Source organism: Acidobacteriota bacterium (assembly GCA_004299485.1).
Taxonomy (GTDB): Bacteria; Acidobacteriota; Terriglobia; order Terriglobales; family SCQP01; genus SCQP01.
In genome coordinates, this window is sequence record SCQP01000016.1 from 378,011 (window position 1) to 391,646 (window position 13,636).

The following is a 13,636-nucleotide window of genomic DNA, read 5'->3' on the forward strand; positions in this document are numbered from 1 at the left end:
TTGCATGGCCTGGATGCACCACGCGCCGGAACACTCGATTCACGCCATCGTGACCGACCCGCCCTACGGGTTGCGCGAGTATGAATCGGCCGAACTGGAGAAGCGGGCCGCGAAGACCGGAGGCATTTGGCGCATTCCTCCCAGCTTTGACGGCGCGAACCGCCAGCCACTGCCCCGGTTTACGGCGTTGAACGCCAAAGAGCGCCGCGAGATCAGTATTTTTTTTTCCGAATGGGCCGCAGCGGCGGCGCATGTGCTGCGGCCCGGGGGGCATGTTTTCATCGCGACCAATTCGTTTTTGTGTCAACTGGTCTACGCGGCGCTGGTGGAAGGGGGCCTGGAGTTCCGTGGTCAACTGGTGAGAATTGTACGAACCTTGCGCGGCGGCGACCGGCCGAAAAACGCAGAGGAGCAGTTCCCGGATGTGTGTTCTTTGCCGCGCGGCAGTTACGAGCCCTGGGGCATCTTGCGCAAGCCCATGCCAAAAGGAATGCGCCTTTCGGACTGCCTCAGTGAATACGGAACTGGAGGCCTCCGGCGACTCCAGGATGGATCACCCTTCGCAGACGTGATCGAGGCAGGGCGAACTTCAGCGCAGGAGCGCGCGCTGGCCAACCACCCCAGTCTAAAGCCACAGGCTCTGCTGCGCGCGCTGGTGTTCGCATCGCTCCCCTGCGGCTCTGGGACAATCCTTGACCCGTTTATGGGGTCCGGGTCAACCCTGGCCGCTGCCAACGCACTCGCCGTGGGATCCATCGGCATCGAGCGGAGTGCTGCATTTTACCAGGCCGCCCCGGACAACATTACGAGGCTGGCGAACCTGGTTGTACCGCAGGATCAGCTATCGCTCACGCTCGCGTAGCTCGCGGCACTTATAGATCCAGTTCGCCGTCATTCGGGCAGCGCCGGCCGGTTTGACGCTCGCGGTGATGGTTCGGCGGCTCGTGCTCGAGCGGCCCGAAAACTGCCAATCGCTTTTGGACAAGAGCGCACCCGCAACCAGCAGGAACTTGAACCCCTGCCCGGGCAAGAGCTTCGGGCCGTTGCGGCCGCTACGGAACACAAACACCATCAACCAGGCATCTTCGGCGTTGTGTCCTTGCCAACCCTGAGCATAGCGGGACGCCTTAATCTCAATGCCATTGGCTCCGGCATGTTGGGCTGCATCGCCTAGGTATTTCCCCGCTGGCAGGAGGTCGGGATGGCCGTTGTGATAAACGTTCCGGGCCAGTGTCGGGCAATACCGGGGTATCTGGTTGGCGATCAGCTCCCCAACTAAACTGCTGAAGTTGGCTTGCATCATTGTGTTTTCGAGGCTTATCATGCCGCGGCTATGAAGCTGGGAATCGACCGCGGTTAGGAAGTCAAGGAAATCCTGCATAGCGGCGCGGACGTGCTCCGGCGTAAGGCCGAAGGGGATGCTGGCTCGGCGGTTGAAGCCGTCGCCCTCGAGCGCTTCGGGCAGCGCCAGCGGGCTCACGGATGATTTCGCTCCCAGAGGAGGCGGAGGCCGGTCAGCGTCAGGTTCTCGTCGCAGGTGCGGAGATGGCGGGAGCCGGGGGCAATGAGCGCCGCCAGACCGCCGGTGGCGATGACCTTGGTGGCCGCACCCAGCTCGGCGAGCAGGCGCTCAATCAGGCCGTCCACCAGGCTGAGATAGCCGTAGTAGAGGCCGGACTGCAAGCTGCCGACGGTGGTCGAGCCGATCAGGCGGCCGGGGTCGCGGAGCTCGACACGCTGCAGGCGGGCGGTGCGGCTGACGAGGGCCTCGGCGGAAATGGCCAATCCAGGGCATATGATACCGCCGCGGTATTCGCCTTGGGCGGAGACCACGTCGAAGGTGGTCGCGGTGCCAAAATCCACGACAATCAGCGGGCCGCCGTGGGCGGCGAAGCCGGCGATGGCATTGGCGATACGGTCGGCGCCAACATCGGCGGGCGAGTCGTAGTGAATGGGCATACCGGTCTTGAGGCCGGGGCCGACGAAAAGTGCTTCGAGGCCAAACTGACGGCGCAGCGCCGCGCGCACGTTGGCGTCGAGTGGTGGCACGACCGAGGCCACGATCGCACCGGTGATGCGTGCGGGCGCGACAGCATGCGCGGCCAGCAAGCCGTTCAGCGCCAGAGCGAATTCGTCGGCGGTCTGATGCCGCGCGGTGGTGAGGCGCCAGGAAGCTTCCAGCTTCTCGCCGGCGAACAGGCCGATGACGGTGTTGGAGTTACCAATATCAAGCGCCAGTAACACTGGCACTCATTGTCGCACAGCGGCAACTTCTCGCTCCCCGGCCAGCGATTCGTACAGCTCGACGGTCTGGGCCGCGATGGCGCGCCAGGAAAACATGGCTTCGACGCGGGCGCGGCCGGCGCGGCCCATGGCCTGCTGCCGCGCCGGATCGGCCAGCAGGGATGCCAGCGCGGTAGCGAGATCGCGGGCGAAGGTGGCGGGATCGAGCGGGGCGTTGGTCTCCGGGTCCTGCGCCACGGAAACGAGAATGCCGGTCTCGCCGGGCACCACGACTTCCTTGATGCCGCCGGTCGCGGTGGCCACCACCGCGGTTTCACACGCCATGGCTTCGAGGTTGATGATGCCGAAGGGTTCGTAGATCGAGGGGCAGCAGAACACGGCAGCGTGGCTGTAGAGCTGAATGACCTCGGGCTTGCTCACCATCTTTTCGATCCAGAGCACGCGTGGATGCGTGCGCCGGAGAGCCTCGACCTTGGCGCGCATCTCTCCGGCAATTTCGGGGGTGTCGGGCGCGCCGGCGCACAACACGACCTGGGTGTCGGTGGGCAGGTGGTGGATGGCGTCCACCAGATGGGTTACGCCCTTCTGGCGTGTGATGCGGCCGACAAAGAGAATATAGGGACGCGAGCGATCGACGCCAAAGGCATCGAGATATTGAGTTCCCACGTCGGGGCGGTACTCGTCCAGATCGATGCCGTTGTAGATGACGTGAATGCGCGCGGGATCGAGCGCCGGGTAGGCGCGCAGAATGTCAGCTTTGGTGCCGTTGGAAACGGCGATGACGGCATCGGCGCTCTCGATTGCGGTTTTTTCCATCCACGAACTCATCTGATAGCCGCTGCCTAACTGCTCGGCTTTCCAGGCACGCAGGGGTTCGAGGCTGTGGGTGGTGAGCACAAAAGGCATGCCGTAGAGCTTTTTGGCCCAGAAGCCCGCCATGGACGTGTACCAGGTGTGCGTGTGCACCACATCGGCATTGCGCAGGCGCTGAATGGAATCCAGATTCACGCTGAGCGCCTCGAGAGCACCGCGAAACTTTTCTTCCGTGGTCAGTCGATTCCACGGCTCATGGCCAACGACCGTGAGATTGCCGGAGCGGCTGTGCTGCTCGCCGAAGCAGTGCACCTCGACTTCGATGCTGCGCGCCAATTCGCGGCTGAGATAGTCGACGTGGACGCCGGCGCCACCGTAAATGTGAGGAGGATACTCGCGGGTGAACAGGGCAACGCGCATGTGTTTCACCTTACCATGCGCTTGCTGGCGGCCTACGCCGCCTGCGCAATCGGCGGAAAGGCGTCGCGTACCGCGTCGGGCTGATGCGAGGAGATGAAATCCGCCATGGCGCGCTCCTGCTTGCGGATCTCCTCGAAGCGGGTGGCGTGGTGCGGGTAACCAAGGTTGCGCGCAATCAGGCTCAGGCCAGCGTAGACGGCATCTTCATAATTTTCGACGGCGAAATCGGCCAAGGCGTCCATCAGCAGCTTATCTTCCTTTTCACTTTCGAGCGCGGTCATCACTTTGCCCAGCACGCCGGGCGTAATCGGCGCCTGCACGCTGGCCTTGGTGCTCGTGGCCTCACCGGCGAGTGACAGGATGCAGTCGCGAACCGCCTCGCGGTGCTGGATGGTTTCATCGCGATGACGCAGCAACTGCTGGCGCACGTCGGGTTTGGGCACCGCGGCGGCGCGTTTTTCCAGATGGTCCACCAGGGCACTCTCCATGGCGAGAGCGTGGTTCAAATGCAGAATGTAGCGGTCGTGTTCGCTGCTGGAAACGGGCATGGCGCTAGCTCCTTGGGTGAAATGGGAACGGGCAATCGGATGCCGGGATGGGCCCGGCTGTTGCCGCCGGCACCCCTCGGAAAGGTTCAAAGCGGGACGCGCGTACCCCCATCGACGCTGATTGCGTTTCTCTCATGAGCTGTCGATGCTAGCAAGGTGCCCCATCAACTCTGGCATCATGCACTCCCGATTGCCGTGGCGCTGGCGCTGGCGGCAACCGCGCCGGCACAAGCCACGCTGCCGGTGCAGGAGGACACGCCGCCGATTGCAGCCCAGCGGCTTGAGCCGGGGGACCTGATTGCCGTCAGTGTGACCGGCGCGCCCGAGCTGAGCACGGAAGCGCGCCTGGCGGCTGACGGACGTTTTGCCATGCCGGAAGTCGGCGCCATCCGGCTTGAGGGAGATACCGCCGCCGAGGCCGGACGGAAGCTGGCGGCGCGCCTGCAGCAGACGTATTTGCGCGACCCGCAAGTACAAGTGCTGGTGAAGCAATTCGCGCCCGAACCGGTGACGGTGAGCGGCGCGGTGCGTTCGCCGGGGGTTTACTCCGCGCGCACCTATCCCGACCTGGGCGCGATGCTGGCGGCCGCGGGCGGCGTCGTGCGCAGCGCCGCGGGCGATAAGGTCCTGGTGCGGCCACCGGGGGGCAGCGCAGGCGTCAAAATTCCGGTGGAAGCGCTGGCGCGAGGCGGCAGCGCCGCCACGCTGCCGCTGCGTGCTGGCGACATGGTGCAGGTGCTGCCTGCCGGACAAGTCTACATCGCCGGCGATGTGGTCAGGCCCGGCGCCTACCCGCTGCCTCCAAGCGGCCTGACGCTGCTCGAAGCCCTGGCGCTGGCCGGGGGCGCGCGCCACGACAGCCTGACCAGTCACACCCGCATTGTGCACCGGCTGCCCGGCGGAACGCTGCACACAAGCTGGGTGAACACAGACCGGGTGCGGGAGGCTAAAGCCGCCGATCCCAGCTTGCAGCCCTTCGATCTGGTCTATATCCCCTATAGCCCCGGCAAATCGGGCCTGGCCGCCGGCTTCCAACTCGCGGCCACCACCGTCGCGCAGATCATCGCAGGCGTGATCATTTTCCACTGGACGCCACGCTTCGCAACCGCTCCCGCGAGTACGCCTCCCTGTACGATCGGCCCTGGCGGCAAGCTGGTGTGTCAATAGGACGCTATGCCCCTGACGCCCATGCAACGTGATCTGTTCGGCCGCCCCAGCGCCAAGCCGGCGCTGCACACCTGCCGCGAGGCGATCGCGCCCGGGACGGCATGGCGCCGGGCGCTGCGCCGCCGCTGGGGAACGCTGGCGGCCATCATGGCTTTGGTGCTGGCGGCGGGAGTTGCGTTTCAGATTTGCGCCCGGCCGCAGTATCAGGCGGAAGCCAGCGTCGAGCCGCAAGTCTCGCCCCAAGCGAAGCCGGAGATGGCTTCATTACTGCCGCTGCCTTCGACCACAGCGCAGGAACTGGCGGCGCGGTCGGTAGTCGCGGGCGCGGCGCAGGCGCTACGACCGCAGGCGGCCGGTCTGCTGCCGGCGCCGGTCCGCTATCCCGCGTGGCTGGCACGGCATTGGCCCCTGCCGCCCTCACGTGCCGAACGCGTCGCGGCGCTGCGGCGGCATTTGCGGGTCGCCAGTCTGCCGGACAGCCAGGTGATCCAGCTTAGCTTCACGGCCCCCAGCCCGCAGTTAGCCACGGCGTTCGTGCAGCAAATGATCGCAGCCTACGACCGGCGGAAGGCGGCCGAAGCCCGGTCCGCGGCCCTGGAACGGGTGCAGTTTTTGAGCGAGCAGGCCGGGCAGGCGCGCGCGGCGGTGGTGGCGGCCACCCAGGAAGTGACCGCCGTCGCGCGGCAGCAGGGCCTGAGCGACCCCGCACACCAGATGCAGGTCGCAAGCCAGCGCTGGCAGCAGTTGGCCGCGGCGGAAACGAGCGGTGAAATCGCGGCGCTGCAACAGACCGCGACGATCGCCCAGCACGCCTCCTCGGGCGCTGCCGATTCCAGTTATGCCACCCAGGGCGTGCCGAAAGATCTGCTGGCGCAGCGGGCCACACTGGCCGCCGAGGTAGAGAAGCTGGGGGAAAAATACCGGCCGCAGGCGCTGCCGCTGCGGCAGACGCGTCAGCAACTTGCCTCACTCGACGCCAGCCTGGCCGCGCTGCGCCGCGAACATCGCGAGCGCGAGCACCAAGCCCTGGCCGCAGTCGAACAGCAACTGCACGGCCTGCGTGCGGCCCTGGCGCGCCAGCGCGGCACGCAGATGCAGTTGCGAACCGAGCTGGCGCGTTTTGATCTGGCGCAGCGCAGTCTGACGGCGCGGCAGCAAGTCTACTCCGGCGTGCTCGAGCAATTGCAGCAGGCGGCGAATGCTGTCGGAGCCGCACCGCCGGCGCTGCTCGTGAGCGATCCGGCGGCGGCGCTGCCGCAGCCAGTGAGCCCGCGGTTGGCCTCGACGCTGGCGGCGGCGCTGCTTCTGGGCCTGGCGTTGGGGCTGAGCGCGGTCTGGTGGCAGGATCGGACCGATGATCGCCTGCGCTTTCCGGAAGCAGAGGAGATGGGGGTACCGGTGGCGGACGTTTTGCCGCGACGCTCCCGCCACCTCGACCTCCGCGCGGCCGTGGCGCCGGTAGCTCAGCGCTGCACCACTTCACTGCTGCTGGCGCAAAACGAAAGCGGGGTCGCAATAGCCTTGGTCACCAGCACCGGTGCGGGGGAAGGCAAGTCGGATTTGGCACTGGAAATGGCCGCACAGCTCGCGCAGCAGGTTCCCTCGGTGCTGTTGCTCGATGCCCATTGCGCCCGGCCGGCCTTGCACGAACGCTTCCACGCGACCGTCGCCCCGGGACTGAGCGAACTACTGACCGGTCAAGCCAGCGTGGAGAGCGTGCTGCACGCGGAGGGCAATCTGCACTTTATCGCCGCCGGGCGGCGAAGCGAGGTTTGCCTGCCACTGGCCGCCGGGGCCGGAAACGATCTGCTGCGAGCGGCCCGAGCTCGATTTTCCTGGGTGATCATCGACGGTCCTCCGGTTTTAACGGGGCCAGAAGCAAGCCTCTGGGCGGCGCTGGCGGATTGCACGCTAGTGGTAAGCCATTATGGCCAGACGCCCGCCAGCCAACTGCGGCGCGGCCTCGATGTGCTCGAAGCTGCGGGCGGGCGCAACTTGGCGCTGGTGGTGAATCGGGCGCCGGCAAAGACCTGCGATCCGGCGCGGCCCTTGTGGCGCCTGGAAGCGGCGGCCGGCGCCGAGACCGCGGTGATGCGAATGCGGGCCTAAGCGATGAGCGCCACTGCCACATGGGTCGATCGGTCTGTCGGTCAGTCGGTCTATCGGTCTGCCACATCCGATGCCGCTCTGGGCATCCGGACGCTGCTGCTGCTGGCGCTGCTGTTCGTTCCCGATATCGTCTCCGGGCACACGCTGGGACTGCACATCGCCTGGTCGCAGGGACTGACGTTGCCGAACTTTATCGTGCCCACCTTGGCGGTCCCCGCTCTCGCTTACGCCTGGTGGTCCGGGCGCAAACTGTTCCCGGAGCGCTGGCCGGGCTTGGCCATCGGCATGGTGGCGCTGCTGGCGTGGTCGCTGCTGACGCTGGCGCCGGCCTGGGTGAGCGCCGGAGACGTGACGCTCACGCGCGTCGGCGCGCTCAGCATCCTGGCGCATGCCGCCAAGCTCGGGCTATTTATCCTGCTGGGCGTGGCGCTGGCGGGCGGCGGGGAGGCGTGGCGGCGGCGCGCGGGCAAGCTGCTGCTGGTCGCGATCGCGGTGAACGCGGTGCTGGGCCTGGCGCAGGCGGCGCGGCTGGTGCTGGCGCTGAGCCCGCTGGCGCGCGGCCCGATGCCGCGCGCCACCGGGCTGTTTTACGACGCCAACTTCTACGCCGTGACCTGCGCCTGGGCGCTGCTCTGGCTGCTCTGCCAGCCAACCCCGCGCGGCGGGCGGCGCTGGGCCGCATACGCGCTGGTGCTGGCTATCGCGGGCAACGTGGTCGCGGCGGATTCGCGCGCCGGCTATGCCGCGCTCGCGATCGGCATGCTCCTTCTCTGGTGGGCGGGACACCGGCGCGCGACAGTGCGCGCCGCGGTGCTGCTGCTGGCCATCCTGCTGCTGTTTCCCGCGCGCAGTTGGCAGCGCGTGCGCAGCGCCGCCGCCACGCTGACGGAGGCCGGGCAGAGCGGGCCGGTGCGCGCGCCCAGTACAGATGCCAGCACCCGCGACCGCCTGGAGAGCATGCAGGAGGCGCTGCGGCAGATTGCCCGCCATCCCCTGCTCGGTCTGGGCTACGGGCGCGCGCTCTATTTAGGCGTGCCCGCGATTGGCGGGGACGGGCCGGTCGAGCCGGCCCGTCCGTTCCGCGGCGCGCAGAACATGTTCCTGACGGTGTGGGCTTCGACTGGCCCCGTCGGTCTGCTTCTGCTGCTCGCGGCGGTGGCCGCGCCGCTGCGCTGGCTCGACCGTACCCGCCGGCATGCCGCCGCGCCGGTGCTGGCCGGCTACGGCGGCCTGCTCGCCGCCTGCTGTACCCAGGAAGCGCTCTGGAACGCGCGGCTGCTCGCGCTGGCGATTATGCTCACCGCCGCCGCCGGCATCGGCTGGAGTCGACACGCGGGGGCCGGGCTGGGGCTCCCGAGGCCCCCAGCCCGGCCGAGCGTCAAGCGGGTGGCGTGGCGCAGCCACGCCAGCGCCAGGCAACGTACATGAGCGGCGCACCGCGATTTCTGATCGTCAAGCTCGCCGCGGCGGGCGATGTCTTACTGACCACGGCGCTGGCACGGGCACTGCGCTCTGCGTACCCACAAGCCACGCTCGGCTGGATCACGACGGCGTATGCCGCACCCCTGCTGCAACACAATCCCGACGTGGACGAACTGCGGGTTTTGCGGACGCCGAGCGGCTGGCAATGGCTGCGGGCTTTGCGGAATTGGCAGCGGCGTTACGGCCCCAGCATGATTCTGCTGGCGCACCGCTCGCGCTGGCTGTACGCTACCGCGCGGCTGAGCGGCGGCGGCCAGGTGCTGGCCTTCGGCCACACTGTGCCCTACCGGCTGGAGCAGCACCGGCTGGAACAGTTGGCGCATCTGCTGGCGGCGGCCGGCATTCGTGCGCCCGCGGCGCTGCGGCCGCGTCTGCAGTTGAGCGCCAGCGAACTGGTCAGCGGCGAAGCCTTGTGGCAAGACGCCGGGGCGCGAACGCGCTGGGCGCTGGCGCCGGGAGGTGCGAGCAATCCCTGGTCGGCGATGCCGAACCGGGTCTGGCCGCGCGAGCGCTTCCTCGAGCTGGCGCAGCGCGCCTGCGCCGCTGGCGTGGCGCTGCGCTGGATCGGCGGCGCCGGTGACCGCGACGGCGTCGACTGGATCTGCCGCCGCCTGCCGGAAGGCGCACGCGGCAATCTGGCCGGCGTTCTGCCGCTGCGTCATAGCGCCGGGGTCATCGCCGCCGCCGATCTGGTCATCGGCAACGATTCGCTGCCGCTGGTGCTGGCGCAGGCGCTGGATCGCCCGGCGCTCGGCATGTATGGGCCCACACCGGCCGCGCAAATTCACGCGCCGGACCAGCCCTTCGTGCAGGGTCTGGCGGGCTGCGGGCCCTGCTACGATCCGCGCGCCGGCGTGCGTGGACAGGCCTATCGCTGCCGCCACGCCCGCTGCCTGGAACAAGTTTCGGTCGATGCCGTCTGGAGCAGCGCGCAGCTTTATCTCCGGCGCTAGGAGCGGGTCTGTGCCGGATAGTGTGCGGCTAGGGTTGGTGAACAAATTCTGGGGCCGCGACCGCGGCGGCGTGGAGGCGGTATTGCACGCCGAAGCCGGCGATCTGGCGCAGCGCGGCTTCGGCGTGCGCGTGCTCGCTTGCCGGCCCTGGAGCAGCCCGCCGCGGCCGTTTCCGTCCGGCATCGAGGGACGGGAGCTGCCGGCGCCGGTGGTGGCGGGCATGCCGGTTGCGGCGGGATTTTATCCGGCACTGCGCACGCTCGCGGCGCAGAGCGATTTACTGCACTTTCATCTGCCCTTTCCGCTGGCCGAAGCGGCCGCGCTCGCCCTGCCGGGGCATACCCGCTGGATCGCCACGCTGCACGCGGAAGTGCTGGACCGGCCGCGCTGGATGACGCTGCCGCAGCAGGAAATTACGCGGCGTTTTCTGGAGCGCGCCGAGGCGATTGTCGTCAGCTCTAGCAGCAGCGCCCAATGCCGCGCGCTGACGGCGCTGCAGGAGCGCGTGCACGTGATTCCTTTCGGTTTCGACCTGCGGCCGTTTCTCCAAGCGGGCGCGCAGCGGCGGCCGAAACGGTGGCCAGTGATCGCGTTTCTGGGGCGGTTGGTCCCCTATAAAGGTGTGGATGTGCTGCTGCGGACCGCCGTGAGTCTTGCGGCCAACGTGCATATTCTGGGTGACGGCCGCGAACGCCCGGCCCTCGAGCGGCTGACGGCACAACTCGGTCTCGGCGAGCGCGTCCGGTTCTATGGACACGTCCCGGACGCCGAGCTGCCCCAGCGCTTGCACGAGGCCGACGTGCTGGCACTGCCCTCGCGCACACCCGCCGAGGCCTTTGGCGTGGCGCAGGTGGAGGCTATGGCGACCGGCCTGCCGGTGGTGAATACGACGCTGGCGACGGGCACCGATTGGGTTAGCCTGCACGGCCTGACGGGCTTGACCGTCGCACCAAATGATCCGGCCGCGCTGGCGGCCGCCCTGCGGCGGTTGCTGGAGGACCGCCCCTTCCGGCTGGCCTGCGGCCAGCGGGCGCGGCAGCGGGCGCGCGCGCTGTTCAGTATCGAACGGCGCGGGGCCGAGCTGGCGGCGCTGTTTCAGGATCTGCTGGCGGTGCGGCGGAGCGCGGCGTAGCTCAGGCGAGACCCAGTGTCTTGATGGCCTCGAGGACTTCTTCGGCGTGACCCGCCGGTTTGACCTTCTCCAGCACCGCGCGTACGACGCCCTTGCTGTCGATCAGGAAAGTCGTACGGACCACCCCCAGGAACTTACGGCCATACATGCTCTTGGGCTGCAGCACGCCGTACGTCTCGCAGAGCGCGCGCTCGGCATCGGCGAGCAGGGGAAAGGGCAAAGATTCGTTGTCGGCGAATTTCTTCTGCGCGGCAACCGTGTCGGGCGAGGCCCCGGCGATGGCGATACCACGGCGGCGAAAGGTGGCGTAATGATCGCGGAACTCCTGCGCTTCCACGGTGCAGCCGGAGGTGCTGGCGCGCGGATAAAAATAGAGCACCAGCGGATGGCCGCGGAAATCGCTCAGCTTGCGGACCTGGCCGCTTTGATCGGGAAGCGAAAACGAGGGAGCGCGATCGCCGGCTTGCATAACTCGATTGTAGGTCAGCGGCGCTTTATCTGCTTCCAGCTCCAGGCGGAGGCGATCATGGTTTCCAGATCGGACAGACGCGGCTGCCAGCCCAGCGCGCGCATCCTGGTGCTGTCGGCCACCAGCCGGTCCACGTCGCCGCTGCGGCGCGGAGATGACCGCTGCGGTATGGGCCGGCCGCAGACTTTTTCGGCCGCTGCGATGACTTCCCGCACGGAAAACCCGGCGCCATTGCCGAGGTTGAAGGCGCGCGCGGCAAGGTCCGGCAGAGGGCCCGCCGCGGCGCCGGCTGCCGCTTCCGCGCGCAGGGCGTCGAGCGCCAGCAGATGCGCCTCGGCCAGGTCGCACACGTGAATGTAGTCGCGGATGCAGGTGCCGTCCGGCGTGGCATAGTCGTCGCCGAAAATCTGGATCTCCGCGCGCTCGCCCGCCGCCGCCTCCAGCACCAGCGGGATCAGGTGCGACTCCGGTTGATGCCGTTCGCCGCGCTGCGCCGTGGCGCCGGCCGCGTTGAAGTAGCGCAGGGCGTAATAGTGCAGGCCGCGGCTGGCGTACCAGGCCAGCAGGCGCTCGAGATAAAGCTTGCTCAGGCCGTAGGGGCTGGCGGGCGCGAGCGGTGCAGTTTCGGCCAGCGGCTGCGCGCTGGGCGCGTAGACGGCCGCGGTCGAACTGAGCACGAGCAAGCGCACGCCGGCGCGCTCCATGGCCTGCAAGAGGGCCACGGCGCGCAAAGTGTTGTTCTCCAGATATTTGTGCGGTTCGCGCACCGACTCGCCCACCTCGATGAAGGCCGCCATGTGAATGACGCCTTCGATGCGCTGCTCGGCGAAAACGCGCTCGAGTTTTTCCCGATCGCCCACATCGCCCTCGACCCAATGCGCGGCCACGGGCACCGCGTCGCGGTAGCCATGCGACAGGTTGTCGTAGACGCAGACGTTATGCCCGCGCTCCAGCAGCAGCTCGCTCATGACGCCGCCGATATAACCCGCGCCTCCGGCCACCAGAATGTTCATGCCATCTCCTTCGCCATGCGCGCCACACCCGCGGCAAACACCTCCGGCGGCAGCAGCAGACTCAGCGCCAGACAGCTCTCCATCTCCAGGCCATAGAAATGTCCCGGATGGGTGAGCACACCGGCGCGTTCGACCAGCCGTTCCGCCCACTCCGCATCGCTGTGGATTCGGGGCAGGCGCAGCAGCACGCTCCAGCCGCCAGCCACGGGGAAGCGTTCGATCGCGGGCAGTCGCGTGAGAGCCGCATCCAGCGTATGCAGATTCTCGCACAACCGGCGCAGAATCTGCGGCTGCATCACCCGCCGCGCTTCGAGCAGCACCGGCGCGGCAAGCTGCACCGGCGTGCTGACCGACAAGTACAAATCCAGCAGCATCTCCAGCCGCGCCCAGGCGGTGCGCACCTGCGCGGCAGGCCCAAAGACGCTGATCCAGGCCAGCTTCATTTGCGGCAGCGCTGACAACTTCGAGCAGCCGTTCAGCAGAAAAGTCAGGGCCGGGCAGGCGGTGAAGTCCAGGGCCACCGGCGCTCCGGGCGGCATGGCGAAATCGTAAAAAACTTCATCGACCACCACCGCCCAGCCGCGTGCGGCAGCCAGCGCCTGCACGGCGCGCCACTCCTGTGGCTGGATATAGTTGCCGGCGGGGTTGTTGGGGTGCACCAGCAACAGGGCGCGGACGTCATCGGGCGCCCGCTCAAGCATGGCCATGTCCAGCAGCCAGCCCTGGTCGTACAGCATCGGCACAGCGTGCAGCCGCACGTCCTGCGCACCCGCGAGCAGCTCGAACAGCGGGTAGCTGGGAGAAGGCATTAGCACCGCCTCGCCGGCGTTGCACAACAACCGGAACAGATGGCTGTAGGCTTCGCTGGTGCTGGCGGTGAGCGCGACGCGGTCGCTCGCAACCGCCAGCCCGCGTTCACGGTAATAGGCGGCGACCGCGGCGCGTGCCGGCTCCCGGCCCAGCGGCTGCGGCGTGTAGGTGAGCGCCGTGGGCTGGGCAAGCGCCGCCACGAGCTCAGCCGGATACTCAAACCCGCAGCGGGTGGGATTGGAAATCGTGAGATCAATGAGGCTGCCGTCGCCACGACACTGCTCCGCAAGCTGATGCAGGCGATTGGGTTCGAGGGGCCAGGCGGTGCGCGCGGAAAACATGCAGAAGGGCTGCTGTTCATTGTAGCCCTGCGCTCGGGCGGGGCTGGGCCACGGGCCCCAGCCCTGCCGGGCGCCAAGCGGGTCGAGCGGCGCAGCCGCTCGGGGCCCCGCGCCAGTCATTCGTACAATGGAACT

The 13,636-nt window shown here is 67.9% G+C and carries 13 protein-coding genes; 6 read left to right on the forward strand and 7 right to left on the reverse strand.

The window, feature by feature from the left end; genetic code table 11:
• The first annotated feature begins 4 nt into the window (after window positions 1-4).
• Window positions 5-862 (forward strand): site-specific DNA-methyltransferase, encoded by an 858-nt coding sequence (locus tag EPN33_13010; GenBank protein TAN21526.1) that lies wholly within the window; start codon window positions 5-7, stop codon window positions 860-862.
• Here EPN33_13010 and EPN33_13015 read toward each other — a convergent pair.
• The 4 genes from EPN33_13015 to EPN33_13030 are packed head-to-tail and all read right to left on the reverse strand — an operon-like array spanning window position 842 to window position 4,025.
• Entirely contained in the window at window positions 842-1,480 is a 639-nt protein-coding gene (locus EPN33_13015; GenBank protein TAN21527.1) for a hypothetical protein, read from the reverse strand. The genes EPN33_13010 and EPN33_13015 overlap by 21 nt on opposite strands.
• Window positions 1,477-2,244, reverse strand: coding sequence for a type III pantothenate kinase (locus EPN33_13020; GenBank protein TAN21528.1), 768 nt, complete (start codon window positions 2,242-2,244; stop codon window positions 1,477-1,479). Before EPN33_13020 ends, EPN33_13015 begins: the two co-directional genes overlap by 4 nt.
• Window positions 2,245-2,250: 6 nt before the next feature.
• Window positions 2,251-3,477 carry a glycogen synthase gene (gene glgA, locus EPN33_13025; GenBank protein TAN21529.1) on the reverse strand — a complete coding sequence of 409 codons (1,227 nt, stop codon included), beginning with the start codon at window positions 3,475-3,477 and terminating at the stop codon, window positions 2,251-2,253.
• Window positions 3,478-3,509: 32 nt separating this feature from the next.
• Window positions 3,510-4,025, reverse strand: coding sequence for a DUF892 family protein (locus EPN33_13030; GenBank protein ID TAN21530.1), 516 nt, complete (start codon window positions 4,023-4,025; stop codon window positions 3,510-3,512).
• 156 nt (window positions 4,026-4,181) lie between these two features.
• On the opposite strand from EPN33_13030, the gene EPN33_13035 reads away from it, so the two are divergent.
• Genes EPN33_13035 through EPN33_13055 form a run of 5 tightly spaced genes read left to right on the forward strand, consistent with a single transcriptional unit; the run spans window position 4,182 to window position 10,868 of the window.
• Entirely contained in the window at window positions 4,182-5,192 is a 1,011-nt protein-coding gene (locus tag EPN33_13035) for a hypothetical protein (GenBank protein ID TAN21531.1), read from the forward strand.
• 6 nt (window positions 5,193-5,198) lie between these two features.
• Window positions 5,199-7,301, forward strand: coding sequence for a hypothetical protein (locus tag EPN33_13040; GenBank protein ID TAN21532.1), 2,103 nt, complete (start codon window positions 5,199-5,201; stop codon window positions 7,299-7,301).
• 3 nt (window positions 7,302-7,304) lie between these two features.
• Window positions 7,305-8,729 carry an O-antigen ligase domain-containing protein gene (locus EPN33_13045; protein ID TAN21533.1) on the forward strand — a complete coding sequence of 475 codons (1,425 nt, stop codon included), beginning with the start codon at window positions 7,305-7,307 and terminating at the stop codon, window positions 8,727-8,729.
• Window positions 8,726-9,736, forward strand: coding sequence for a glycosyltransferase family 9 protein (locus EPN33_13050; protein ID TAN21534.1), 1,011 nt, complete (start codon window positions 8,726-8,728; stop codon window positions 9,734-9,736). Before EPN33_13045 ends, EPN33_13050 begins: the two co-directional genes overlap by 4 nt.
• Window positions 9,543-10,868, forward strand: coding sequence for a glycosyltransferase (locus EPN33_13055; protein TAN21535.1), 1,326 nt, complete (start codon window positions 9,543-9,545; stop codon window positions 10,866-10,868). Before EPN33_13050 ends, EPN33_13055 begins: the two co-directional genes overlap by 194 nt.
• A 1-nt stretch (window position 10,869) precedes the next feature.
• Here EPN33_13055 and EPN33_13060 read toward each other — a convergent pair whose 3' ends face one another.
• The 3 genes from EPN33_13060 to EPN33_13070 are packed head-to-tail and all read right to left on the reverse strand — an operon-like array spanning window position 10,870 to window position 13,621.
• A complete protein-coding gene (locus EPN33_13060; GenBank protein ID TAN21536.1) occupies window positions 10,870-11,337 on the reverse strand; it encodes a thioredoxin-dependent thiol peroxidase in 468 nt (155 codons plus the stop codon).
• Between the two features lie 14 nt (window positions 11,338-11,351).
• Window positions 11,352-12,350 carry a UDP-glucose 4-epimerase GalE gene (gene galE / locus EPN33_13065; protein TAN21537.1) on the reverse strand — a complete coding sequence of 333 codons (999 nt, stop codon included), beginning with the start codon at window positions 12,348-12,350 and terminating at the stop codon, window positions 11,352-11,354.
• A complete protein-coding gene (locus EPN33_13070) occupies window positions 12,347-13,621 on the reverse strand; it encodes a pyridoxal phosphate-dependent aminotransferase (protein ID TAN21538.1) in 1,275 nt (424 codons plus the stop codon). The genes galE and EPN33_13070 overlap by 4 nt, the downstream gene beginning before the upstream one ends.
• Window positions 13,622-13,636 lie beyond the last annotated feature (15 nt).